Origin of the sequence: Paenibacillus sp. Root52 (genome assembly GCF_001426865.1) — a bacterium.
In the GTDB taxonomy this organism is placed as follows: domain Bacteria; phylum Bacillota; class Bacilli; order Paenibacillales; family Paenibacillaceae; genus Paenibacillus.
In genome coordinates this window covers 72,028-95,790 of record NZ_LMFO01000003.1, presented here as the reverse complement: position 1 = coordinate 95,790, position 23,763 = coordinate 72,028, and the positions used below count along the sequence as shown (strand labels likewise).

Sequence of the window (23,763 nt, the reverse complement as noted above, 5' to 3'; positions counted from 1 at the left end):
TTATGTCATTCGGAATTCCATTCCGAATTACTTAACGTCTTCACCAGTCCACAGTGCTACGCGCTCTTTAATCCACACGGTGTATTGTTGCTCCATTTCTACTGCACCATTTCTGTCAAGCTCAGCAAGGAAATCATCATACACTTTGTCGAAGTTTTCTGGTTTAGTCAGAATTGCTTCTGGAATACGTTTACGAATGATATCCTGTGTTTTTTGGAATGTCACGTTGTAATCTGTGTCTGAAGGAACAGGCATGTTGTACGCTGCACCCCAAGGTTTCAGTGGTAATTCTTCCTCAGATGGGTAGAACTCTTTCCATGTTGTAATTCCATAAGCTTTCAACGTTTCTTTCTCAGCTGCAGTGTAACCTGCTACAATCTGCTCAGGGAAGTTCGTTGTGTAGTAGTTATCTGTGGAATCTTTAACACCATCGCCATATCTTGCGCTAAATACGTTATACAATCCTACACCTGATTCTTTCGTGAAAGCAGTGTTATCGTTTGTTTTACGATCCTGAACATCTTCAGGGATAATACGTTTACCATTCTCTACTTTATAATGTTCGCCTTCAATTCCCCAGTTTCTCAACACTTGACCTTCATCGGAAGCCATCCAATCCATGAATTTAATAATACGTACTGGATCTTTAGCTTCTGTTGAGATTCCGAGTCCGTAACCGTCAAAACCAGTCGGTTGGAACGTATGATCAACGATATCTTCGTTCAATGATACGGAGAAGTGAGCATAAGTCGCATCGTCTTTACCCGCTGCTTTCAGCGCATTCTCTCCATCTTGATAGTTCCACTCTTGGTCAATCAGACCCAGTACACGACCACTAGCAATTTTGGATTTATACTGGTCATCTTTTTGTACGAATGTATCTTTATCGAGAAGTCCTTCAGCATACATGTGGTTCAACCAACGGAAGTATTCTTTCTCTTCCGGACGTTTGTAGTGAAGCTGTGCTTCATACGTTTCAGGGTTGATATAGTACTCACCATCATCCGGGCCACCTGTAGCTTGGAATGCTGGGTTGGTTACCGTGATCATAATTTTCCAATCATCTGCATTCAGCGTCAGTGGAATCGTTGGTTGGCCATCAATCGTTGGATGTTTAGCCACGTACTCTTTGAGTACATTCTCGTAATCCTGTAGCGTTTTCACTTCAGGATATCCCAATTCTTTCAACACACGTTGTTGAATTTCGAATCCACCAGTAGCATCAAATGCAACGTTATCAACGCCCATATTGGTTGGAATCGTATAGATCGCTTGATCTTCCAAGCTATATTTCAGACGGTTCATCTGATCCCCGTAAATTTTCTTCAGGTTCGGTGCATGTTCTTCAATCAGATCCGTCAGATCCAGCATCGCTCCTGCATCAACGAGTTTGGACAGATTACCTTTTGGATATATCAAATCAGGGTAGTCGCCACTTGCTGCCATCAACGCAACCTTTTGATCGCCACCATTGTTCACATCGTACTCAGCTTCAATTGTAATACCGGTTTGTTTAGTTATTTCTTTACCGATTGCATCCTGCATTTTATTCCAGTTAGGACTTGCGTCTGCACCGAAGAATGTGATCGTCATTGGAGATGTTGTATCCCCTGTATCTACTGGTGTTTCTGATGCTGTACTGCCTCCGCAACCGGCTGTGATTGCTAATGCACTGGCTAACAGTAGCATTGCAAACGTTTTTGGTGTTTTGCCCTTCATGTGTAATCCCCCTTATGGATATAATGAAGCTATATTTTGTATAACAGGCTGCCCTGCACATACCTTTACGTGGCTGACTGTACTCGATGTGACCCCTCTGACTAGACATTTTAAAAGCGCTTTCTGTTTTTTGGGTAAATGCCCGAAATGTAGATCGTTATCCCCTAATTCAGTTTATTACCATTCACTCACCATCATGTAGGTTAGAAATCTAACAAGTCATTAATGAAAGTGCTTTCATATTTGAATCATAAATGTTGTTATTACCCTTGTCAATAGTGAATTTATTTTACAGAAAACGTTTTTCGGAAAACGATTTAATTGTTATATTTCTTTGAACATATTCAAGGTATCTTCAACACTTTATGGTTTGGACTATCAAAGTCGAACTTTGATTCCAAACGTCTAGCTAACTCGGTTTTGGACAAATTAATGTAAAACTCACCGCAGGCTAATCCCCCGATACGGTAAGCGCAGCCCCTCAGCCACGCCTACACTGTGTATCGCAGGTCTCCTACCTACCAAACGATTCAAATCATTGAATTATGCTTTAACAGCTCCGAGTGTCATACCACCTACAAAGTACTTTTGCAGGAATGGATAAACTAGCAGGATTGGAACTGTAGCGACGATCGTAATCGCCATCTTAATAGATTCCGGTGAAATCTGTGCCATCTGCTGCGCCATGTCATTGGCGTTACGTCCAGCGCTCGAGCCCTGTTGTGTACTTTGTAGTACCTTCATAAGCTCGTATTGGAGCGTTGTCAGGTTAGGTTTATTGTTGTTGTAGATGTACGTATCAATCCATTGATTCCACTGTCCTACCGCCAAGAACAACGCGATAGTAGCAAGTACTGGCTTACATAATGGAAGAATGATTTTGTAGTAAATGGTGAAGTCGTTTGCACCATCGAGTTTAGCTGATTCCTGCAATGCATATGGCAAACCGTCCATGAAGGAACGAATGACAAACACGTTAAAGGCAGAGATCATCAATGGGAAAATGTATACCCAGAACGTACCGATCAAGCTCAGGTCGCGCATGAGGATATATGTCGGGATCAGACCACCCGAGAAATACATCGTCAGAGCGAGTGAGACAGAGACAAATTTTCTAATTTTAAAATCAGGCCGGCTGAGCGTGTAAGCAATCATCGATGAACTCAGCAATCCGAGGAACGTACCAATTAGCGTACGCAATACGGATATTTTCAAACCTGTCAGCAATCCTTCGTATTGGAAAATCGTTTTGTAGTTCTCCAATGTAAATTCCCGCGGCCACAGATAAACTCCGCCACGCACTGTATCTGTTGAGTCATTAAACGAGATCGCCAGTACGTTCAGGAATGGATACAGTGTTACAATCAGCACCATGGTCATCGCGAGGATATTAAATATATTGAACACTTTATCGCCCCGTGTTGCATTGAATGCTTTGTTCGCCATAATGTCGTCCCCTCCCTACATGATGCTTTCTTTAGTGATTTTTTTGAACAATCCGTTCGCTGCAAACAGAAGAAGAATACTAACTACGGAGTTAAATATCCCTATGGCTGTACCGTACGAGAATCGTCCTAGATATATACCGTAATTCAGTGCGTATAGGTCTAATACTTCCGCATAGTCGGTGACAAGACTGTTACCGAGCAAGAGTTGCTTCTCAAAACCTGTGCTAGTCAAGTGACCAATAGCCATGATGAACAGGACCGACATGGTTGTCCGAATACCAGGCAATGTAATGTGCCACATCTGTCTCCAGCGGTTAGCTCCATCGACACGAGAGGCTTCGTACAGTTCTTGGTCAATACCCGTAATAGCTGCCAGATAGATAATGGCATTCCAACCGGTTTCTTTCCACATATCTGAAGCGGTTACAATGTACCAGAACAGGTTACCTTGCGCCATGAATTGAATAGGTTCGTTAATAATGTGAAGACCCATCAAGATGTCATTGATTACGCCTCCATCAGTGGAGAGCATTTTCGTAACGATCCCGGCAACAACGACCCAGGATACAAAGTGAGGAAGGTACGACACGGTTTGTACTGTGCGCTTCAAGAACACACCTTTAAGTTCATTCAAGAGAATTGCGAAGAAAATTGGCACGACAAAACCTACGACTAGACCCATGATGCTCATGGCTAGTGTGTTTCGTAGTACAAGATAGAAGCGTTCGTCACTGAACAATTCTACAAAGTGTTTAAAACCAACCCATTCTTGTTCACCGAACGATCTAGCTGGTTTATAGTTTTGGAATGCCATCGTCCATCCCCATAAAGGTAGATAGTTGAATACAAATACCCAAGCAACGAATGGCAATGACATGAGATAGAGAAACTTTTGTTGCTTAATGCTGTCCCAAATTCCGTTCCGGCCTTTTTTAGTAGGCGGATTGGGGTCACTGCTTCTTTTCGCGGAAGCGGATTTTTCTGTTAACGTTTCCATCTCCGTTCCCCCTCCTCTGTTTTTATAAAACCATCATACTAGATAGAGCGTTTTCAAAATACCAGCTTGATTTTAGAGAAAATCATATAAAAATTAGATATACCCCTATATAATCCGACATATTTGATTCAAAATCAGTTCATTTTAAGCATTTTAAATTCAATATATGAAATAAAAAGGAATTTACACGCCAAAATTACAATTTCCGAAAACGTTTTTTCGAAATCGTTTATTTCCCATTTTTGCATTAAAAAAGAGCCCTCTCGGGCTCTTCAAATTAGAGTGCAAAACGTATCGTTTGTAACTTCAATATGCCCAACAGTTCCCCCACAGAAATAGCCGATTCAGGTTCGAATTGATCACTCAGCAGGTACGATACAATCTCTTGGAACAAATAGGCTACCTCCGGGCGCTTCATCAGAGACAGCTCGGTAAATGGCAATGAAGATACCAATAATTTTCCCTGTCCAACCCTCGCTTCAAAAGCATAGGTAAGACGTTTCGCTCGATGGAAGTGATCAATCACCTCAATTAAGGGACTTACTCCGCGAAGCGTATCAAGACAGATCGCAGGTGTACCATTGACAAGGTGATACCACTGCCAATCCGAAGCATGATCGTAAGGGAAACGACCTAACATCGCGGTCTGCTCCTTCAAGTTTAACCCCATCGTTGCCCCGGGTTGGGTAGCAAACATCAGATAATTCCAGAACACAGGCAAATACTTTGTCTCTACCGGATCATATAGCCCTTCTGGTGGAGTCTGAATCCACACCTGTCCTCCATTAACTAGATAATCTAGTACGTTCGGTGTAAGAGACTTAGCAATAACAAGGTTAAATTGTGAGCCTCTTCGTAATGTACTCCCATCTAGATGATCCACGTGATCCTGATGCGCCCCTAGCAGATGTGGCTGAAGTTCAGTCACACTGTTCCAGATGCGGTGGGTCTGCTCATGTGTGCGGTAATGGGGAAATGACCAGCCATACCACACATTCGCTGCAATCACCTTGTCATCTCCTGAACGAATCTCTGCTTCTAGCTTAAAGGCCGTCGCGTAGTCTGAAGGCGCATGTATCGTTACGTATCCAAGAGGTAACACCATGCCTCGATCTACTTCTCCATAATGCCAATGTCCATCTTCTAAAACTACATTATTGCTTATCAGCTTCCAATGAACGATTGCGTCCTTAATGGGCTGCTGTCCATAATGAGATACTCGCGCTTCGACTTGTATCGCTTCACCAGCATAAAACGTTCGCTCTCTACAGCTTAGAAGTAAGACTGTATTCTCGTTAAACTGTTGAAAATCTGCCGGCTCTGCAATCCCTTTGCCGTCCCAGAACACATCCAGTATGCCTGTTGTGGCATGCCCCTGTCCAGGAAAGTCACGGATATCCAGCAGCTGTATACCTGCTGCATTCGGGGTACGACGTACTCGCTCCATCGCTTCTTTTAAGGAACGCACCAGATGTGTGCCACTCGCTTGCTGGAATTGCTCCAGATCCGCAGCTATGCCTTTACGAGTTAGAGACTCTTCAATCGGTGGCAACCAGCTAGGACGAAGAACCCCTGTATATTTCTCACGTTCCTCTGGACGCACGTACATCGTGTATTGTGCATGCTCATGACCAATGACCGGGCGATCAGTCAGCCGGGTCACTGCTTGATAATCTAGTGTTGTATCCGGGACGGCGGACAACTCTGATTCCAGTGGAGGATGCCAGTTCAGGGATTGAATATAGAAATCCCCTTCCCGACCTTGAGCTGGGAGCTGACCGAATCCCGTGTTATCGGTATACAGACGAGACGGGTCAAGTGCTTGTGCCTTTCTCACCAGCTCATTTAATTCCGGATGACCGTTAGAACCAATCAACTCATTCCCCATAGAAAAGAGTACAAACGAAGGATGATCGTGCAGCGACGATAACAGACCTTCGAGCTCGTGAGTTAGGTAGGTCAACACTTCTGCTGGCGCAGGCTGTTCTCGATTCTCGAATAATCGTGACCAATGCGGAAGCTCAGCCTGTACCAACATTCCCTCTTCATCTGCTGCCTCCCAGAAAGGTTGTGGTGCACTCCAGCCATGCAGACGCACATGGTTGAACCCGTATGACTTGGCAATCTGAAACTGCCGAACATAGTGCTGCTTGTCCCAGACTGGATACCCTGTAAGTGGGAAAATACAGCAATCTACGTAACCACGCAGAAAAACTGGAATATCATTCAGCATAAGCTTCTGTCCATGAGCCTGGAAAGAGCGAACACCAAATGTTCGATGTTGCTGATCAAGCTGTAGCTCTCCATCATATAAGCGAATCATAGCTTGATAAAGTGAAGGAGACTCATCTGACCACAAGGCAAGACCTTGTTCCTGTGCAAGGTTTAATTGCAATGGTTGAATCTCTGCGATCCGTTGCCCGTCTGCTTCTATTGCTTCTGTTCTTTCATCGTCCTCATGCTTCCTTATCTCCACCTTGAAGCTCTGATCATCGAGCCAGGTTCCATCAGGATGCCGAATCTCGATCTGTAACCGCAGTGCTGAAGACGTAACATTTGGGGCAATATTAATCGTTCCTTTGATTGTTAGGATCTCCTGCTTGGCATCAGGATATAGGCTCAATTGGTCGATGCGGTTCATTGGTATGCATTCTAACGTTGCTCCACCTGTAATCCCACCCCAAGCAGTAGCTGTGTGCAAAGAGTGAATATGACTCCCCGCTAGAGGAAGCTTCATCGTGTTATCGACACGCAGCTTCAATTCGTTCAATGATCCTTCTCGAATCCAAGGCGTAATGTCCCATTCTTGTGTGTTAACCAGGCTGTCGCAATCACCAACGTATTGACCATTCACCCAGAGATCCGTTGTCCAGCGTACCCCCTTTAATCGCAATATATAAGCACAATCCATATCCGTGGAAGCGATCTCAAAACTCCTTGTGTACCAGGCAGCTCCTTCGTACTCACGTACCTTAGTCCACGTGTCCACACGTTGATAACTTGGCTCTTCACCGTACCCCTGTTCTTCCCACGAGCCAGGAACTTGTATCTCCCCCCATACAGGATCATCACAGGATGGTGAAACTAGACTACCTGTATCATTGGCAGCAAGGCAGAATTGCCAGGTTCCGTTCAGGTTATATGTTTGACGAACAGTACTAGGATCGAATGATTGCATCTGCTTGTCGCTCCTCACCTTATCATTTACATTCAGTTTAAAAGGTACGTTCTAGGCTGTACCATTGCATAAACACGGAAGAGCATGGACTATCTCATGAAATGATAAGAACACCTACAGATGATCTACAGGTGTCCATGTCAATATTTCTGAAAACGTTTTACAAAAACTGAATACGTACTAACCTCTCTATGTCTAACTATTACTCGCTCGGGTTTTCTCCAGGCTTCTCTTTGGATTGTAATTTAGTATGTTCTCTGGCGTGTTTGTACGCTGACGGAGATTCACCTACATATTTTCTGAACTTTCCGTGGAAGTAATCCACATTGGCATATCCTACTCTCGCGGCAACTTGATGTACCTTTAACCCCTCGTTCAGCAATTCCTTCGCCTTCTCCATCCGCACCTTATCCAGAAAAGCATTAAACGACTCTCCTGTATGATTTTTGAACAGTTTCCCCAGATAACTACTATTGTAGTTGAATACATCAGAGAGTACTTCTAGTTTCAAATTCTCACCGGGATTACGCCGGATAAATTCAATCATTTGTTTTAACACGGTATCCGTACTTCCCCCACCCATACGCTGAATAAGGCGGTTCAGATGCTCAGCAGCCATCACTTGCAGATCCCGCAGTGTATGCTGATGATACACCTCGGTAATTAACATCGAATGCTCCTGCAAAATAGACTGCATCTGCTGATTGGCAGCAGCAAGTTTATTAATCGCCAAAGAGAATGTCTGGGAGAACGCCGTCTTGATCGCTTGTTCTGTTCGATGATAGGGCACAATTCGATCCTGCATCTCGCCAAGAACCCGCATCACCGATTCATGACTTCGAATATCGAGTGCATAGTACAGTTTGTCTGCAAGTTCAGCTTCATCCGGTTCGAAACCGTCTGGTCTGGAGTCTTCAATTGAATGCATGTGATTCTCACCAATGACCTGATCATTCCAGAGCATCATTCGTTCTTCGGAGAACAAGAACCGATCAGCCAACATGGCGTTTGCCTGACGATAGGACTTCGAGATCTCTGCTGTAGATGGGACAGGCTGACCTGCTGCCACATACATGTGAATATTCCACTCCCCTAATAGACTCCTCAATTCATCATGAAGATTACGGGCTCCGTCGATAGAAATAATCGGCTCTTTGTACAGCAGCCCTAATCCCGAATGGAACGAAAACACGATCCCCCGCTGCTGCTGATCAAAGGCTTCAACCAGCTTGCGCTTAAGGGCATTACCTCGCTGCAGATCAGGTGCAGCATGAATCTCCAGCAATATAATCTGATATTGAGGCCACTTTAGCCCAAGCACATCTTCTTGAATGGTGACAGCACCTTCATGATTATCAAAAAGCAACGCTTCAATCTGATGCTCTCGATATGCCGTATCCTCACCCGCATGACGCGCACTCGTCTCTCGTTCTCGTGTCAGCACGACAGATATACGCTGAAGTTCGCTAATGATCTCTTCCTCATCTACCGGTTTAAGCAGATAACCATCTACACCGAAGCTGATCGCTTTTTTGGCATAATCAAAATCCGCATACCCGCTTAAGATAAGAAAATGGGCATCCGCATGATGTTGGCGCACCTCTTCAATGACATCCAAACCCGTCATGCCAGGCATCCGGATATCGATGATCGTCAGATCTGGCTTGAGCTCGTCAAAACGTTCTATCGCTTCACGACCGCTTGCTGCGGTACCGATGACTTCAAATCCATATTCTTCCCAGTTAATAATCGTTGTTAATCCCTCTCGAATACTGGGTTCATCATCTACCAAAAACACTTTATACATGCTGGTTCCCTCCTGCTGGCAAGGTGAAAGAAACCTCTGTTCCTTCCCCGTACACACTCTTGATCTGCAATCCATGAGGCTCGCCGTAAGTCAGCGTCAACCGCTGGTGTACATTGCGTAGACCGATTCGGCTTTTCTCCTGTTCCTCAGGTTCACAGATGAACTGCATAACCTCACCCAACCGTTCTGGGGTAATGCCTGCTCCATCGTCCTTTACATGAACCTGAATTACTTCATCCATCGGATAGATGCTAATGTTCACACGCACCGTACCCTCTTTATTTTCTAGACCATGCACGATGGCATTCTCCACAAGGGGTTGGATGATTAATGGAGGTATAGAGATTTTCTCTACCTCTGGATGAATATCAATGACGAATGCGAGACGATCACCATAACGAAATTTCTGAATTTCCAAATAAGAACGTACCATTTCAAGTTCTGCCTTAAGGGTTGTTTTGCCGCTACCAATCTCTAAACTCTTACGCATAAGCTTGCCTAACAACCGCACAATATTGGCGATCTCCGCTTCCCCTTGAATATGGGCTTTCATACGGATGGATTCCAAAGCATTAAATAAAAAATGAGGGTTGATCTGGCTTGCCATCATTTTTAGTTTAATCTCTTTTTGGGCGATTTCCAATTGTGTATTCTGCTCAGAAGTCTCCACAACCTGGGTCATCAGATCATTAATACTTTTCACCATATAATTGAATTGTCTAGAAAGTTGCCCAATCTCATCATTCCCGTCAATACGTGATGTGACATTCAGATCTCCTAGAGCAAGCTTGTTCAGATGTCTACTAAGCCGCAGTAATCGGTTAGAAGTGAGGAATGAGATGATATACACCAGCAACAGTGCAATCACCAATACCAATATCATAAAACTCATACCAATCAAGCTGATTTTATTGGCATCCTTCACTATATTTTTGGTCGCAAATACTGAAATGACCTTCAGACTATTAATACTGGACGAGGGATTAAGCTCATCGATAACGATGTTGGAAGGCTCACCTTGAAAGTCGGCCTCTAAGGTGCCCTTCACTTGATTCTGCAGATCAATACCAAAATCGAGTTGATTCAACGTTTGACCCACCAGTTCGGTATTTTTGGCTGCAACGATATAACCCTGCTCGTCCGTGATCAGCGTCTCAAATGGCTCTTGGCGCAATAACTCATTCAGCTCATCCTGATTAATCCCTATCATAAGAACACCTTCGGTACGGTATTCGGGAAAGGGAACCTTACGAACTAAGCTTAGTTTGTGTACTGGATTGTCTTCCTTATTAGGAATGTAAAACCATCCAATGCTGGTGGACGTGAGCGCCTTCTGATACCAGTAGCTATCCTTCGTTTGTTGATCCACCGGAATAATTTCCAAATTGTTGATCAACGTTGGGTTGGTAGAGTAGAAACGGATTCCAGCAATTTCACGATACTGACGCTTGTACTCCTGAAAATCCTTATATGCCAAATACGCCCTCGTCAGCTCCATCACCGATTCATATCGTGTGTTCACAATCTTCTCCAAATCCTTGTTGAACATCAGGATGTTCGAGATATCCGTTGGCACACGTAATAATGTGGCTGTCTGACTCTTGATTTTGTCCACGTTATTAATGGTCTGTTCGATGGCATTATTCAGTGCCTGTTGGCGGAAATAAGCCGTGACAGCAAGACCAACGATTAAGACTGGAACCATGACGACGAGTACATAGGAGATCAGCAATTTATGCTTCATTTTGAGATTATTCGATACTTGTATTAGCCTCTTTAACATGTCTGCACCTTCCGTCATCTTGTACAAGCGCTTACATATATAAGGGCAGGCTTACGCCAACCTTGCCTTCTTATATATCTTATCATACCACGGAAAAAGCCCTAATCAGGGCTCAATCTTACTTTTCAACCCAAAGAAAGTTGCTCGGTCTTCAAAATAAGGTCTGATATGATAATCCGTGCGATCCAGGTTCATTTGTCTACCCAGGCTCCTTTTTTCAAGACATTTGTCTTAGATTATCATACATTCGCAATCATTTGCAGTGGAGAGCTCCTTCAACCATACGATAAAATTTAGTTACAACGATAATTCATCAGTATTCGTGCGTGTACTAAAACTTTAGAACAACCTCTATTCGTACATATACTGTGTACAACAAGTTTCTTAAAAGGAGCGATTACATCATATGCCTAACATTTCTTATTCATCTAATGGCGAAACTGCCTTTCAACGTCTACTTGGTCATAATCCATCGATTATGCTGCACTGGAACGCATTGGGAGATACCCTAGCTGGGGATCATTTGTTATCCGCCCAGCTCAAGGAACAGGTAAGGCGAACGCTCGCTCATCGGAACGGCTGTATGTACTGTCGTGCCAAAGGGGCTCCTGATCCGAAACCCGAAGAGGCCGCCATGAGTATGGCGACCGGACTTGCGGAGTTATTTGTCCAGACGGGTGGCAATGTGGATTCTGCCGTTTTCCCCGTTCTGCGTGAACATTTTACCGATGCTCAGCTCAGTGAGCTCTGTGCCTGGATCTGTTTTACTATCGCATCCCAATGGTTCGGCGCAGCGCTAAAACTTGATGCACCGAGTGAATCCGATTGATTATGGACGTGGCGTCTCTACACCATTAAGGATCAATTGCGGATGAATGTCTGCACTTAGTGAAGCGGATACCGCGCAATACTTCTCTTCTGCCATCTGGATCGCTTTCCAGATCCGGTAATCCGGAATATCTCCGTCGACTTTGAAAATTAGGTCAATGGAAGTGAAGCCTTTGGGCATCCCTTCACTGCGTGTACCTTGTGCCTCAATTTCAATAGACTTGATCTTGTCTAAGAACGCGTCCAGAATCATCGTAATATCAATGCCCATGCAGCCGCCAAGACCTGCCAACAGCAGTTCCATTGGTGTCGCTCCTTGGCTATCTCCGCCATAAGCAGCCGTTGCATCCATACCTACAGCGTAGCCGGACGGACCTTCAGACGTAAATGCGCGTTTGCCTTTCCATACCGTAGTTACATTCATGATGTCATCCTTCTTTCTTAATTAAAATTCAGTGATTTGTTGTAAAAACTTGCGTGTTCGTTCTTGTTCTGGATGTTCAAAGAACGCCTGAGGACTTGCTTCCTCCACAATCGATCCGTCCGCCATGAACACAATTTTGTTCGCTACATTACGGGCGAATTTCAATTCATGGGTCACCACAAGCATCGTCATGCCTTCCTGAGCCAGTTCCTTCATGACAGACAACACTTCACCTACGAGCTCTGGATCAAGTGCCGATGTAGGTTCATCGAACAGCATTACCTCTGGCTCCATCGCGAGCGCTCGGGCAATGGCAACACGTTGCTGCTGTCCACCAGATAAACGGGATGGATAAGCATCCTGCTTATCCGAAAGACCAACACGATCAAGTAAGAGCTTGCCTCGTTCGGCGGCTTCATCACGCTTGATCTTTTTGACTGTGACAAGCCCCTCCATCACATTACCCAGCACCGTCTTATGCGGATAGAGGTTAAATTGCTGAAATACCATGCCCGTCTGACGACGAATTTCTAACACTCTCGCACGCTGTACACGTAGAGAATCCGCACTGTCTACCACAGTACCGTTCACTTCAATCCGTCCACCAGACAACTGCTCCAGACCGTTCAAGCAGCGCAGCAATGTGCTCTTGCCTGAACCGCTTGGTCCGAGCAGTACAACGATATCTTTGGCGTTCACATGTAAATCTATATTTTTAAGTACTTCGTTGTTCTCAAAGCGCTTGCTAAGCCCTGTCGTAGTAATCATCGGTTCTCCTCCTCCTATCAGTAAGCCCGAGCAAGTCTGCGCTCCACTTGTTCCAGAATGGCCGAGAAGCCGATGCTCATGATCCAGTAGATCACACCGATCGCTAGATAAAACGGCATGTTTAGTGCATATTGAGAAACCAGTAATTGTGCCGAACGCAACAACTCGGTTACCCCGATTGCGGCCACAAGTGACGTTTCCTTCAGCATACCAATAAACGTATTACCCATCGGGGGAATAGCGATCCGGACAGCCTGTGGGAACACAATGCGTCTCATCGTCTGAGCCGGTGTCATGCCTGTCGCATAAGCCGCCTCTGTCTGCCCTTTGGGAACAGCTTGGATTGCACCACGGAAGGTTTCAGACAAAAAAGCACCTGCATTCAAGCTGAGTGCAAGACAAGCAGCGGTAAGTGAGCCTAAGGTTACCCCGTAGTCCACTAACCCGTAATAGATAACGAATAATTGCACGAGCAACGGTGTTCCTCGCATGATGGATACATAAAATCGGGCAATCAACCGAAGCCACATTGGCCCTTTGAGACGAGCTACGGCGACGATTACCCCAATGATAAAGGCAAAAAACATTGATATCACAGTTACATATAGAGTGTAATACGCCCCCTTCAAAAAGAAGGGGACATTCTCAAGTATCAAATCAAGTTCCATGGATCAAACTTCCCTTCGCCTTGCAGGTTCATTATTGCGCAGGCTCTTCATCAAACCATTTTTTGAAAATGGTGTTGTATGTGCCATCGTCCTTCATGCCTTTGAGTGCATCGTTCAGTGCAGCTACGAGTTCCGGATTGTCTTTACGAACTGCGATTCCGGCTTGGTCACTTTTGATTGGTTCGCCTACAGCTTTGATCTTGAAGCCATTTGCATCCACAATAGGTTTGAGCGCATACAGGTTATTGATTGTTGCATCGATACGACCTGCATCCAGATCTTTCAGGGAAGAGATAACATCGTCATACGTTTTGATCGTGAAATCGCCAACTTTGGGCAGTACTTCATTACGCAGATACGTTTCATCATTGGTACCCAAACCTACGCCGATCGTTTTTCCTTTGAAATCCTCTAACGTCGTAATATCGTTATTATCATTTTTCACAATGATTTTTACGGAGTTGGTAATGTACGGATCACTGAAATCCAGTGCTTTTTTGCGTTCATCGGTGATCGTCATTTGGCTAATGATCGCATCCAGTTTCTTGGATTGTAGACTTGGTGTCAGTCCAGAGAACTCCTGGGATACAAATTCAACCTCAACTCCCAGACGCTTCGCAACCTCACGTGCGATATCTGCATCAAAGCCATCCATTTCCTTCTTATCATTCAGGAAGTTGTATGGACGATACGTTCCCATCATCCCCACTTTGATAACGCCAGCCGACTTGATCTGTTCCAGTTCATTGCTTGCTGGTGCCGCAGCATCTCCGCCATTATCAGTTGTAGCTTTGCTGCCGCAAGCGCTAAGTACCAGCATGGTGATCAGTAGCAATGCCGTTAGCGTCCAGCCTTTGCGTGTTTTGTTCTTACGAATGTTCAATCCAGTATTCATGTTGTGTTCTTCCTCTCAAGTCGTTATGTGGTTGTGCATACAGGAGCATGGTTATATGTGGTACCTAATGTATCGTGATACAGCAGTTATCCCCATTATTCCCTGCTCGTGGCTGAAACATGTGATAGGACATACTTTCATTTACCTATTCAAATGCTCATCCTTATTTCAAAATAAATGCTTCGGAATCAGGCGATGACTTCATGTGCCTAACAATCCGTAAAATTCAAAGCTTGCTGCTTCCGCCGCGAGCGACGATGCTGTCATGGAAGAGAACTCGTTGTGCAGATCCTCTGAACCAAATAGCCAGCGCGTTATCATGCCTTCAATCATGCTGACAAGCAATGCTGCTCTGAGCGGAATATCCATTGATTTTGGCAACATTCCCAGCTCCATGGCTCTCTCCATGTTGTGACGAAATGCCGTTTCCACCGCATTGCGTGTCTCCTCAACCAGACGGCGAACTGCATCTTCGCTAACGATGCCTTTGAGAAGTAGCTCCATGAAGTAACGATTATTTGCGGCAAAAGAGAATAAATCGGTAAACAGTCGTTCCGAAGCCTTCACCATATCCTCTACCGTTCCGGCATCCTTGCGATATCCTTGTCCAATCGCTTCAAGCAGTTTCTCTCTTCCTGTGAGTACAATCTCGGAGGCAATGGCTTCCTTGCTTTTGAAGTGCCAATAGAAGGTTCCCTGAGCGACACCCGCTTCCCGAACAATATCGGAAATTTTGGTCTGATGATAACCCTGCGTTGCAAAACGCTCTAGTGCTATGCGTATAATCTGGTTCCGACGGTCTTCGCCAGGTTCCAAAGTATTACCTTTACTCATACGTTTAACCCTCCCGATTGATCAGTCAGTCAGTTAATGTATATCCTATGGGATAACTAGGTTTTTGTCAATATAGTTTTAAACAATAGATTCATGAGAGAAGTTGAAGTTGTATGCATTTCTGATCATAATAGAGCATAGCCATGTTCTAGAGGACAGGCATTGTGAAGCAGGGCAGCTCACTTCTGCCATCTGCATTTCAAGGAGGAAGAGAATTGGACTTTATATCATCTATTATTATGGGCATCATCGAGGGTTTGACTGAGTTTTTGCCCGTGTCCTCAACAGGACACATGATTCTGACCGCCCACCTGCTGGGTTTATCGGAGGACAACGAGTCAGTCAAAACGTTTGAGGTGGTTGTTCAACTCGGAGCTGTACTTGCAGTCGTGGTGTTGTACTGGAACAAGTTTATCGACATGTTCCGCTTCACTGGGGGAAAACGAAGTTATTCCCGTCGTCTAAACCTTGGACACATTTTTCTCGCAATGGTTCCTGCTGTAGTCATTGGACTTGTCTTCCGGGATTGGATCAAAGCCCATTTATTCGGCCCTGAGACGGTACTGTACAGCCTTGTCATTGGGGGCGTTCTGATGATTGTAGCTGAGCGCTGGAGCCACCGTAGTGAGCGCATCACTACCCATGATGTAGACGATATTTCGTATAAACAAGCCTTTGTAGTCGGGCTATTTCAGATTTTGGCACTGTGGCCTGGCTTCTCTCGTTCCGGCTCAACGATCTCTGGCGGTCTATTCGCAGGGATCAGCCGTGTAGCTGCAGCCGAATTTACGTTCCTCGTATCTGTGCCAATTATGATTGGTGCTACAGGATATGATCTATACAAAAGTATCGATCATCTGAATGGCAGTGACTTCCCGATCTTCGCTATCGGTTTTATTGCAGCCTTCATCGTTGCGATGCTTGCGATCAAAACATTCTTGTCCATTCTCAAACGACTGAGTCTTACGGTCTTTGCGGTATATCGCTTCGTTCTAGCAGCCGTATTCTTCATCATTCTAATGTAACGGCAAACATCGTAGCGCAATATAAATGGCGGTCTCACGTTCCTCTGGAACTGAGCCGCCATTTGATTTATGTGTTACATGTGCTAAGTGCTAAATCCAATTAATCGAGTCCTATGTATAGATGACATAGAGGCTTTTTTACTTTTGGTGAACCTATAGATCTAGTACCACTGCTTCACTTGAATTTCTCTTAATTTCTTCCGATATCTCATCTGCTCAATCAAATTATATCTATTCTGCTTCTGCTCCTCTAGCCGTCTTCTCACTCCTCGCATCAATAATTGATATCTTAGTTCATCATTACGACTCAGTTGATGCATTTCTTGAAAGATAGCTTTACTCATAGTAATCTCTGTTCACTCCAGTATTAGGTTAGGTTTATACCACATGAGTTGAACCGATGTTCAGCTTATGTCGCTTTAACATTGTACTGCTAGGGTCTAAACAAATTCTGAACACCTTTAGAAAGTTATGAATTGGAGTAGAACATTAAAAAAACACCTTCAAATCATGGGTATGATTGAAGGTGCTTATATGTGTTTAGATAAAAACGCTACGTTTTAGTTATACTTTGGATTCCAATGTAGTCAGATATTCCGAGATTTGAGCAGGAGTCTTCGCCCATTTGCTGTGCAGGTGTGCGATTTTCTTGCCATTTTGGAAAACAAGCAAGCTTGGAATACCGCGTACCCCATTCTCCTCAGCCAAAGGCTGTAATTCTTCCGCGTCCATAGCATAGAACGTTTTGTCGGCGTGCTGGTCAACTACATCTCCGATAAAACGGTCCAGGTTTTTGCAGTCAACACACCAGGTTGTATCAAACTTAATAACCGTTAGACTGTCTGAATTAATGGTATCGCGATATTGTTGTTCACTAAGAATTCTTTCCATAGATGTTCTCTCCCTTGTCTATATATGTTCAGCCACAGCATGATCATGTGTACCTGAAACGGAATAGTTAATATTTTAACTTTATTTCATTGTACCTTGAATAGTTACATTTGAAAATAGGACTTCCTATCTCAGCGGTGCTGCTTGTACAGGTTAGCCGGATTCGATTCCTTTATTTGTTGGATCTCCGCTGTTGTGAGCGGTGCTGATGCTGAAGCAGCAATATTATGCAGCAATTGTTCTCTAGAACTCGCGCCAGGTACAACCGCCGCTACGGCTGGATGAGACAAGGCATATCGAATTGCCGTTTGGGTCAAACTGCGCCCGTCCGTAACATAACGTCCCAGCGTTTCCCGAATGCTGTGAAGCTCAGCCGGCGTATAATCCAGATAGCCTTTATCAACCTTAGCTGCGCCAGAATCAGCGAGTACTCCACTGGCCACTGGCCCGCGGGCGATCACACTAATCCCCTTTTGCTCCAATAACGGCAATACCTCTTCCTCCGCACGACGATCCACTAGGCTATATTGGTTCATGACACTTACAATCTGAGCTCTTCTCACATATTCCCGTATGACATTAGGCCGAATGGAGGAAATACCGTAATAGCGAATTAGCCCCTCCTGCTTAAGTTCTTCAAATGCCTCGATGGTCTCTTCCATTGGATCTTCAATGGTACCGCCATGCAGTTGATACAGATCAATATAGTCAGTCTGGAGACGTTTGAGACTGTCATGTACCGCCTGTTTGATATACGCCTTGGATGGATCCCATGCCCAACCTTCTTGACCTTGTATTCTTCGGTTCCCAACCTTGGTAGCTACAATAACCTGATCCCGTCGTCCCTTAATCGCTTGCCCTACGATCTCTTCATTGCGCCCCGCGTCATACAGATCGGCTGTATCGAGCAAATTCACACCGTGATCCAACGCTTCATGGATCAGGGCTACGGCTGGATTCACATCAGTTCCGAGTGACATACAGCCAAGACCAATCTCTCCCACCATCAATTCAGATGAGCCTAGACGATTTTTCTTCATACGTGCACCACCTCCCATAATTTCTGCAAGTATCCATTGTATCATTCTTCATTGTAAAAATCGCATCCTGTCCTTTAAAAAGCAGCATCTATATATGTCGGACGAAAGAATATTCCCACTTGCCACTCCGATGACAGAATAACCCTTCGATCGCTGTATCGTGTAAATGTTTAGTTCAAGATCTAGCTCAGCAACTAACGTCGAAAAGTAAGTGAACAGGCAAAAACCCGGACTAAGAAGCTCCGGGCTTGACATTGCATGTTGATTGGATGGATCTATTTTATATCGATACGTTGTGGTCTTTTGCCAGTAGACGAGCTTGAGCCTTTCATCATGCCTGAGACTGTCGAAAATAACTTATCCCTTGCCTGCTTGTTCCTCATCAGATACGTTACGCCTGCACCAATAGCTGTCATGATAATTCCTTTACGTTTAGACATGTGTTCTTCCTCCTTTAAGGATAAATGTACATCGTGTCTTGTTTGAAATTTACCCGTTGTGCCGAAATCGAAACGTCCTGAATAAGCCATTGAAAAAATAAAAGAATACGATACATTCATCTCATATCTCACTTCAGACATAAATTATGCAAGTAGTTATATAGGCTAATTGAACGGGTATGATCCATAGCTTGTCCTGATCTAAACCCAGCTAAAGTCTTATGTTATGAAATGAAGTTGATTCGCTATACGCACAAAAATGACCCCCACATGTGAATGCAGGGGTCATCTCATCTTGGATATTAATCTGATGGCGTAGCCACATGAGTCATTTCTTCATGCTTATACGTTGAACCATCGGCTGTCAGATAAAAGTGTCCGATCGGGTGAAGATCTTCATCCAATTCGTAGACAAGCGGAATGCCCGTTGGAATATTAAGCGCCATCACATCGGCTTCAGACATCTGATCCAAGTGCATGACCAATGAACGGAGCGTATTGCCATGAGCGGAGATAAGCACCCGTTTACCCGCTGATACAACCGGTTTGATCTCATTGTCCCAATACTCCAGAACCCGCTTCGATGTATCCAGTAAGTTCTCCGTGCGAGGAATGGTACAACCCAATCGGGCATACTTGTCCTGATCTTGTACGTACCGGTCATCCGTCTCGTCTAGAGCTGGGGGCGACACGCTAATGGAGCGTCTCCACTCCATCACTTGATCTTCCCCGTACTTGACTGCGGTCTGTTGTTTGTTCAAGCCTTGCAGAGCACCATAGTGGCGTTCGTTCAGTTTCCATGTCTTCGTAATAGGAATCCACATGCGATCCATCTCATCTAATGCGATATCCAATGTTCGTATGGAACGTTTCAGTACAGAAGCATAAGCATAGTCAAAATCAAAGCCTTGCTCCTTCAAAATCTTACCTGCTTTACGGGCTTCTCCGTACCCATCTGTGGTTAGATCCACGTCCGTCCAGCCCGTAAAACGATTTTCTACGTTCCACATACTCTGTCCATGGCGAATTAATACAACTCTGTACACGACCGTGAACCTCCTTCCATGGAAACATTACCCGCAAGTGCTACAGGATATACTTCGTTAAACTTTATTTATGACATTAATAATATGGTGCCATCATCAGGTAGACTACAACACCCGTAGAGCTGACATACAGCCAGATCGGCATGGTCCAACGAGCAATTTTACGGTGTTTCTTCAATTGATTCGTCCAGCCCCATACCAGGGTGAATAGAGCCAATGGCACAATCAATGCTGCGAGAATACTGTGCGTAATCAGGATGAAGAAATAAATGGAACGAATGATGCCTTCTCCGCCATATTTTGAAGTTTCCGGGGAGAGGTAGTGGAATGACAAATACGTTACAAGAAATAACAGTGTCGTCGAAAATGCGGCAATAATAAATCGTTTGTGTAGTTTCACATTTCGTTTGATAATGGCAATTAGTGCCGCTAGCAAGAAGATGAAGGTGAAGCTGTTAAATACAGCATTAAAACGCGGCAGTATGGTAATATCAAAGTCTACACTTCCCTTGTAGCCGATCGATGGCGCGAAGAACAACAATAAAATAATGACATTGGCGAGAATGGAAATGGTGATGATAATACCTGCAAAATTTTTATTACTGGTCGGGGTAATTTGGTTCGATTGCTTGTTCGGGTCCCCTTTGGCCTGTTTGCCCAATGTAAAATCCTCCTCATATCCTAACTTCTATGTTCTATGTCATTATATCTCGGCATTTGTCGGCTGTTAAGTGACAACACTCTGAACAAAAATGGACGCCAGTATCCATTTATATTGCCCAACGCCCGGATTTTGATGAATCGGTCGTGCAATGTATTTACCCATGATCGCAAATATGTTATAATTAATGTCATTAATCACATACGCGTTTAACAAGGAGGAGCCTGTCACCAAGGCCCCTCCTTGTCTTTTTTAATGACATGTTAGGGTTTGGTTGTTTTATGCCCTTCTATGCCATTTTTTTTGTTTATAGGAAGGTATGAAGCCGCCTTGGTGAGGCCATCTTATTAACGCCACTTGTTGGAGAGGAGCACATTTATGGAATTTATTTTATCTCTTGCTTTGATTCTAATCTTCACAAAACTTGCGGGTGACTTGTCCGTAAGGCTAGGTCAACCATCGGTGCTCGGGAAGTTAATTGTAGGCGTTATCCTAGGTCCTGCTCTGTTGAACTGGGTACCGAAATCTGATTTCATCCATTATATTGCTGAGATTGGAGTTCTGTTGCTCATGTTCATCGCAGGTCTTGAGACGGATCTAGATCAATTAAAGAAAAATTGGAAAGCGGCTTTTGCCGTTGCCGTAGGTGGTATCATCCTTCCATTTATCGGTGGATACGGATCTGCTATTGCTTTTGGCATGACCCAAACACATGCTTTGTTCTTTGGTCTTCTGTTCTGTGCCACATCTGTAAGTATTTCAGTTCAGACATTAAAAGACATGGATCAGCTCAGTTCGCGTGAAGGAACAACGATCTTGGGAGCAGCTGTTGTAGATGACGTGCTGGTTGTTGTCTTGCTCGCTGTTATGATGAGCTTGCTTGGTACAGGGGCAGGAGATACATCTATTACCCTTCTCATCGGAAAAAAATTACTGTTCTTTGTTGTCATTATCGCTGTAGGGTGGTTCCTGGTTCCACGAATTATGAAATGGATGGCACCGCTCAAGGTAACCGAAACAGTTATTACAGCAGGTCTAATCATTTGCTTCGGATTTTCCTACTTTGCAGAGTGGATGGGCGTTGCTGGTATCATCGGCGCGTTTGCAGCAGGGATCGCCATTTCTCAAACTAACTTCAAGCATGAAGTTGAATCCAAGTTAGAGCCAATTGCTTATAGTATTTTTGTTCCTGTATTCTTTGTAAGTATTGGATTAAATGTTACATTTGACGGTGTTGGATCTCAAATTTGGTTTATCGTCGTAATTAGTTTGATCGCCATCGTTACAAAGCTGATTGGAGGCGGAGCTGGTGCGCGTCTAACTGGATTCGATCGCATGTCTTCCCTAGCTATAGGTGCAGGTATGATATCCCGGGGGGAGGTCGCACTTATTATCGCGTCAACTGGGCTTGCTTCTGGGCTGCTGGACTCCGAGTATTTCACCAGTGTTGTGATTATGGTTATTATTACGACTCTAGTAACACCACCATTGCTCAAAATCACATTTAGCCGTAAAAAAGGCGAACGCCGTATTGAACGAGGAATTCAAGAGTCCAATATCTCTGGATAAATGATAGAGTCTTGGAGTGGTGCCCACGTGCACTGGGAGCTGCAAAGTTGCTTAAGTTTAAACTTTTAATTAATTTTAAGCTTCACTTTTTTCATTTATTATGACAATAAAAAAAACACGCTCTCCTTAATTACAAGTTAAGGTTTGAGCGTGTTTTGTTATTTCATTAAACTTTATCAAAGAAATACAACATAATTTAGAATAATTTATCGAGGTTACGCCTGTAACGCTTCACTGTTCTTTGAAATTTCTCTATCGTTTGAAGAACTTCTTGCTCATGAGCAACCTTATGAATGTAGGACCAGTCAATGCTATCATACAAAGCCCCCATCAACCTAAGTGCCCATTCTTTAGAACCCGTATCATTGGTAGAAACATGAGAATTCACTCGATCTAATATAAGATCTTCAACTCCTAAAATATAGACAGGATAGTTTTCCCATACATCATGGATTGTTATTTTTTCCGGACTACCCGCTAAATGTCCTGAAGGAAATTCTACAAGAACATCAAGATCATTATTGTAATAATCTTTACCAAATTTATTGAAATTTAATTTTGTCATGTAAGGTTGTACATCAACATAAGACAGCAAAATTAAATCAGTGTCATTTGTTGCATAGAGCCCTTGAGAATAGATAGCTACTGCTGATCCACCTACTATTACGGGAACGGTATCATGCTCTTCTTCAATCATTTTTGTTAGAATAGCTACAACCATCAATCTACGTTCGAACAGATCATCAGTTGCTTTTGTGGCTTCATATAGATATTCTATATTTCTCAATTTGATCACCTACTCTTATGAGCTTGCCATCTCTCATAAGCTTTGATTTTCCCAATCTATTAGAGATTATTTTAATATCCGTCATTATTAACATGTCTCGTTGTTCACTATCTCTTGGTTTGGAATCTGGTTGCTTCTCCATAAACGTACCGGACATAAAGAACCTAGTAGATCTTTCTGTACCCTTTAAAACATCCGATAATTTTCTCATATGAAGTCCCCTTAAATTTCCTGTTTTTATATGATAGAAATACAGATAAATCTTTTACTTTTCTGAAAGTACCTAAAAATCCTTCTACGTATACATGTTTATTATAAACCAAATACATGTTCATTATAATAAGTTTGCTTCAGTTTGTTGATATCTTTACATTGTATTCAAAAAAACAAAAAAGACCCTTTCACACAAAAGGTCTTTAGCTTAGCTTGCCCATCACGCTGATAGGCTGTCCGATTTTAAGTCAACACTCCAACATAGAATCCAATCGATATGAACACAACGCACCATAGAAATGCACCGATGCCGGAGAAGAGGATATATCTCCCCATAGCCATACGACTGATTCCTGAGAAGCAGCACATCAGGTGACGAATCCCGGGAATGAAGTAGCCTAGAACGATGGACCAGTACCCATACTTCATAAACCAGGACTCTACCCTGACCAGCCGTTTGGCGTTTACCCCCACCCATTTACCGTATTTCACGACTAGCGGCCTGCCGGCCTTCTTGCCAATCATATAGCTGAGTAGTCCACCGGTGAACGCACCACCAAAACTGACAACAATACTTACCGAATAATTCAAAACCGAGATCGAGGCAAGATAACCAACAAACGTCATCATCACCTCGTCCGGTATAGGCATACCGATTACACCCAGAGCCAGTAGTCCATAGATTGCGAAATAGCCGTACTGACCAATAAATTCTTTTGCAAATTCCATCACTGACTCGCTC

General features: G+C 43.9%; 24 protein-coding genes. 3 read left to right on the top strand and 21 right to left on the bottom strand.

What is annotated here, in order from left to right; genetic code table 11:
- Positions 1 to 27: 27 nt before the first annotated feature.
- From ASD24_RS06455 to ASD24_RS06430, 6 genes are all read right to left on the bottom strand, one after another.
- Positions 28 to 1,719 carry an ABC transporter substrate-binding protein gene (locus ASD24_RS06455; RefSeq protein ID WP_056693262.1) on the bottom strand — a complete coding sequence of 564 codons (1,692 nt, stop codon included), beginning with the start codon at positions 1,717 to 1,719 and terminating at the stop codon, positions 28 to 30.
- 543 nt (positions 1,720 to 2,262) lie between these two features.
- The gene (locus tag ASD24_RS06450; protein WP_056693260.1) at positions 2,263 to 3,165 is read right to left on the bottom strand and encodes a carbohydrate ABC transporter permease; all 903 of its coding nucleotides are present in this window, start codon (positions 3,163 to 3,165) and stop codon (positions 2,263 to 2,265) included.
- 15 nt (positions 3,166 to 3,180) lie between these two features.
- Complete coding sequence (locus ASD24_RS06445) at positions 3,181 to 4,164, bottom strand: ABC transporter permease (protein ID WP_056693257.1); 984 nt, start codon at positions 4,162 to 4,164, stop codon at positions 3,181 to 3,183.
- 277 nt (positions 4,165 to 4,441) lie between these two features.
- Positions 4,442 to 7,342, bottom strand: coding sequence for a glycoside hydrolase family 2 protein (locus ASD24_RS06440; protein ID WP_056693251.1), 2,901 nt, complete (start codon positions 7,340 to 7,342; stop codon positions 4,442 to 4,444).
- Between the two features lie 202 nt (positions 7,343 to 7,544).
- Complete coding sequence (locus tag ASD24_RS06435; protein ID WP_056693248.1) at positions 7,545 to 9,149, bottom strand: response regulator transcription factor; 1,605 nt, start codon at positions 9,147 to 9,149, stop codon at positions 7,545 to 7,547.
- Positions 9,142 to 10,932: a sensor histidine kinase gene (locus tag ASD24_RS06430; protein ID WP_056693247.1), complete on the bottom strand. Its 1,791-nt coding sequence runs from the start codon at positions 10,930 to 10,932 to the stop codon at positions 9,142 to 9,144. The genes ASD24_RS06435 and ASD24_RS06430 overlap by 8 nt, the downstream gene beginning before the upstream one ends.
- Before the next feature lie 406 nt (positions 10,933 to 11,338).
- On the opposite strand from ASD24_RS06430, the gene ASD24_RS06425 reads away from it, so the two are divergent.
- On the top strand, positions 11,339 to 11,761 hold the full coding sequence (locus ASD24_RS06425; RefSeq protein ID WP_056693244.1) for a carboxymuconolactone decarboxylase family protein: 423 nt from the start codon (positions 11,339 to 11,341) through the stop codon (positions 11,759 to 11,761).
- Here ASD24_RS06425 and ASD24_RS06420 read toward each other — a convergent pair whose 3' ends face one another.
- From ASD24_RS06420 to ASD24_RS06400, 5 genes are all read right to left on the bottom strand, one after another.
- Complete coding sequence (locus ASD24_RS06420) at positions 11,762 to 12,184, bottom strand: OsmC family protein (protein WP_056693241.1); 423 nt, start codon at positions 12,182 to 12,184, stop codon at positions 11,762 to 11,764. It lies immediately after the preceding gene.
- Positions 12,185 to 12,205: 21 nt separating this feature from the next.
- Positions 12,206 to 12,952 carry an amino acid ABC transporter ATP-binding protein gene (locus ASD24_RS06415; RefSeq protein WP_056693238.1) on the bottom strand — a complete coding sequence of 249 codons (747 nt, stop codon included), beginning with the start codon at positions 12,950 to 12,952 and terminating at the stop codon, positions 12,206 to 12,208.
- 17 nt (positions 12,953 to 12,969) lie between these two features.
- Positions 12,970 to 13,620, bottom strand: coding sequence for an amino acid ABC transporter permease (locus ASD24_RS06410; RefSeq protein ID WP_056693229.1), 651 nt, complete (start codon positions 13,618 to 13,620; stop codon positions 12,970 to 12,972).
- Positions 13,621 to 13,651: 31 nt separating this feature from the next.
- On the bottom strand, positions 13,652 to 14,515 hold the full coding sequence (locus tag ASD24_RS06405) for a substrate-binding periplasmic protein (protein WP_056693221.1): 864 nt from the start codon (positions 14,513 to 14,515) through the stop codon (positions 13,652 to 13,654).
- A gap of 201 nt (positions 14,516 to 14,716) precedes the next feature.
- A complete protein-coding gene (locus ASD24_RS06400) occupies positions 14,717 to 15,349 on the bottom strand; it encodes a TetR/AcrR family transcriptional regulator (protein ID WP_056693219.1) in 633 nt (210 codons plus the stop codon).
- Between the two features lie 239 nt (positions 15,350 to 15,588).
- On the opposite strand from ASD24_RS06400, the gene ASD24_RS06395 reads away from it, so the two are divergent.
- Positions 15,589 to 16,374 carry an undecaprenyl-diphosphate phosphatase gene (locus tag ASD24_RS06395; RefSeq protein WP_056693502.1) on the top strand — a complete coding sequence of 262 codons (786 nt, stop codon included), beginning with the start codon at positions 15,589 to 15,591 and terminating at the stop codon, positions 16,372 to 16,374.
- 161 nt (positions 16,375 to 16,535) lie between these two features.
- On the opposite strand, the gene ASD24_RS06390 is transcribed toward ASD24_RS06395, so the two are convergent.
- From ASD24_RS06390 to ASD24_RS30150, 7 genes are all read right to left on the bottom strand, one after another.
- Positions 16,536 to 16,694 carry a hypothetical protein gene (locus ASD24_RS06390; RefSeq protein WP_235540421.1) on the bottom strand — a complete coding sequence of 53 codons (159 nt, stop codon included), beginning with the start codon at positions 16,692 to 16,694 and terminating at the stop codon, positions 16,536 to 16,538.
- 244 nt (positions 16,695 to 16,938) lie between these two features.
- A complete protein-coding gene (locus ASD24_RS06385; protein WP_056693209.1) occupies positions 16,939 to 17,265 on the bottom strand; it encodes a thioredoxin family protein in 327 nt (108 codons plus the stop codon).
- A gap of 131 nt (positions 17,266 to 17,396) precedes the next feature.
- Positions 17,397 to 18,305 carry an aldo/keto reductase gene (locus tag ASD24_RS06380; protein ID WP_056693207.1) on the bottom strand — a complete coding sequence of 303 codons (909 nt, stop codon included), beginning with the start codon at positions 18,303 to 18,305 and terminating at the stop codon, positions 17,397 to 17,399.
- 275 nt (positions 18,306 to 18,580) lie between these two features.
- Positions 18,581 to 18,745 carry a hypothetical protein gene (locus tag ASD24_RS30700; RefSeq protein ID WP_164848570.1) on the bottom strand — a complete coding sequence of 55 codons (165 nt, stop codon included), beginning with the start codon at positions 18,743 to 18,745 and terminating at the stop codon, positions 18,581 to 18,583.
- Between the two features lie 302 nt (positions 18,746 to 19,047).
- Positions 19,048 to 19,791, bottom strand: a complete 744-nt coding sequence (gene gpmA / locus ASD24_RS06375; RefSeq protein ID WP_056693204.1) for a 2,3-diphosphoglycerate-dependent phosphoglycerate mutase — start codon at positions 19,789 to 19,791, stop codon at positions 19,048 to 19,050.
- 76 nt (positions 19,792 to 19,867) lie between these two features.
- Positions 19,868 to 20,452 carry a DUF420 domain-containing protein gene (locus ASD24_RS06370; RefSeq protein ID WP_056693203.1) on the bottom strand — a complete coding sequence of 195 codons (585 nt, stop codon included), beginning with the start codon at positions 20,450 to 20,452 and terminating at the stop codon, positions 19,868 to 19,870.
- A gap of 66 nt (positions 20,453 to 20,518) precedes the next feature.
- Complete coding sequence (locus ASD24_RS30150; protein ID WP_156395354.1) at positions 20,519 to 20,683, bottom strand: hypothetical protein; 165 nt, start codon at positions 20,681 to 20,683, stop codon at positions 20,519 to 20,521.
- A gap of 147 nt (positions 20,684 to 20,830) precedes the next feature.
- On the opposite strand from ASD24_RS30150, the gene ASD24_RS06365 reads away from it, so the two are divergent.
- Positions 20,831 to 22,021 (top strand): cation:proton antiporter, encoded by a 1,191-nt coding sequence (locus ASD24_RS06365; protein WP_056693201.1) that lies wholly within the window; start codon positions 20,831 to 20,833, stop codon positions 22,019 to 22,021.
- Positions 22,022 to 22,217: 196 nt separating this feature from the next.
- Here ASD24_RS06365 and ASD24_RS06360 read toward each other — a convergent pair whose 3' ends face one another.
- The 3 genes from ASD24_RS06360 to ASD24_RS06350 all read right to left on the bottom strand — a co-directional run bounded on the left by ASD24_RS06360 (position 22,218) and on the right by ASD24_RS06350 (position 23,750).
- Entirely contained in the window at positions 22,218 to 22,808 is a 591-nt protein-coding gene (locus tag ASD24_RS06360) for a DUF6036 family nucleotidyltransferase (RefSeq protein WP_056693198.1), read from the bottom strand.
- Positions 22,783 to 23,019, bottom strand: a complete 237-nt coding sequence (locus ASD24_RS06355) for a hypothetical protein (RefSeq protein WP_056693195.1) — start codon at positions 23,017 to 23,019, stop codon at positions 22,783 to 22,785. Before ASD24_RS06355 ends, ASD24_RS06360 begins: the two co-directional genes overlap by 26 nt.
- Positions 23,020 to 23,264: 245 nt before the next feature.
- The gene (locus ASD24_RS06350; protein WP_056693193.1) at positions 23,265 to 23,750 is read right to left on the bottom strand and encodes a DedA family protein; all 486 of its coding nucleotides are present in this window, start codon (positions 23,748 to 23,750) and stop codon (positions 23,265 to 23,267) included.
- Between the last annotated feature and the right edge of the window lie 13 nt (positions 23,751 to 23,763).

Excerpts from the sequence above, each read along its gene's own strand:
- ASD24_RS06455 (WP_056693262.1), bottom strand. The coding sequence starts at position 1,719 with ATGAAGGGCAAAACACCAAAAACGTTTGCAATGCTACTGTTAGCCAGT.
- ASD24_RS06450 (WP_056693260.1), bottom strand. The coding sequence starts at position 3,165 with ATGGCGAACAAAGCATTCAATGCAACACGGGGCGATAAAGTGTTCAAT.
- ASD24_RS06445 (WP_056693257.1), bottom strand. The coding sequence starts at position 4,164 with ATGGAAACGTTAACAGAAAAATCCGCTTCCGCGAAAAGAAGCAGTGAC.
- ASD24_RS06440 (WP_056693251.1), bottom strand. The coding sequence starts at position 7,342 with ATGCAATCATTCGATCCTAGTACTGTTCGTCAAACATATAACCTGAAC.
- ASD24_RS06435 (WP_056693248.1), bottom strand. The coding sequence starts at position 9,149 with ATGTATAAAGTGTTTTTGGTAGATGATGAACCCAGTATTCGAGAGGGA.
- ASD24_RS06430 (WP_056693247.1), bottom strand. The coding sequence starts at position 10,932 with ATGTTAAAGAGGCTAATACAAGTATCGAATAATCTCAAAATGAAGCAT.
- ASD24_RS06425 (WP_056693244.1), top strand. The coding sequence starts at position 11,339 with ATGCCTAACATTTCTTATTCATCTAATGGCGAAACTGCCTTTCAACGT.
- ASD24_RS06420 (WP_056693241.1), bottom strand. The coding sequence starts at position 12,184 with ATGAATGTAACTACGGTATGGAAAGGCAAACGCGCATTTACGTCTGAA.
- ASD24_RS06415 (WP_056693238.1), bottom strand. The coding sequence starts at position 12,952 with ATGATTACTACGACAGGGCTTAGCAAGCGCTTTGAGAACAACGAAGTA.
- ASD24_RS06410 (WP_056693229.1), bottom strand. The coding sequence starts at position 13,620 with ATGGAACTTGATTTGATACTTGAGAATGTCCCCTTCTTTTTGAAGGGG.
- ASD24_RS06405 (WP_056693221.1), bottom strand. The coding sequence starts at position 14,515 with ATGAATACTGGATTGAACATTCGTAAGAACAAAACACGCAAAGGCTGG.
- ASD24_RS06400 (WP_056693219.1), bottom strand. The coding sequence starts at position 15,349 with ATGAGTAAAGGTAATACTTTGGAACCTGGCGAAGACCGTCGGAACCAG.
- ASD24_RS06395 (WP_056693502.1), top strand. The coding sequence starts at position 15,589 with ATGGGCATCATCGAGGGTTTGACTGAGTTTTTGCCCGTGTCCTCAACA.
- ASD24_RS06390 (WP_235540421.1), bottom strand. The coding sequence starts at position 16,694 with ATGCATCAACTGAGTCGTAATGATGAACTAAGATATCAATTATTGATG.
- ASD24_RS06385 (WP_056693209.1), bottom strand. The coding sequence starts at position 17,265 with ATGGAAAGAATTCTTAGTGAACAACAATATCGCGATACCATTAATTCA.
- ASD24_RS06380 (WP_056693207.1), bottom strand. The coding sequence starts at position 18,305 with ATGAAGAAAAATCGTCTAGGCTCATCTGAATTGATGGTGGGAGAGATT.
- ASD24_RS30700 (WP_164848570.1), bottom strand. The coding sequence starts at position 18,745 with ATGTCTAAACGTAAAGGAATTATCATGACAGCTATTGGTGCAGGCGTA.
- ASD24_RS06365 (WP_056693201.1), top strand. The coding sequence starts at position 20,831 with ATGGAATTTATTTTATCTCTTGCTTTGATTCTAATCTTCACAAAACTT.
- ASD24_RS06355 (WP_056693195.1), bottom strand. The coding sequence starts at position 23,019 with ATGAGAAAATTATCGGATGTTTTAAAGGGTACAGAAAGATCTACTAGG.
- ASD24_RS06350 (WP_056693193.1), bottom strand. The coding sequence starts at position 23,750 with ATGGAATTTGCAAAAGAATTTATTGGTCAGTACGGCTATTTCGCAATC.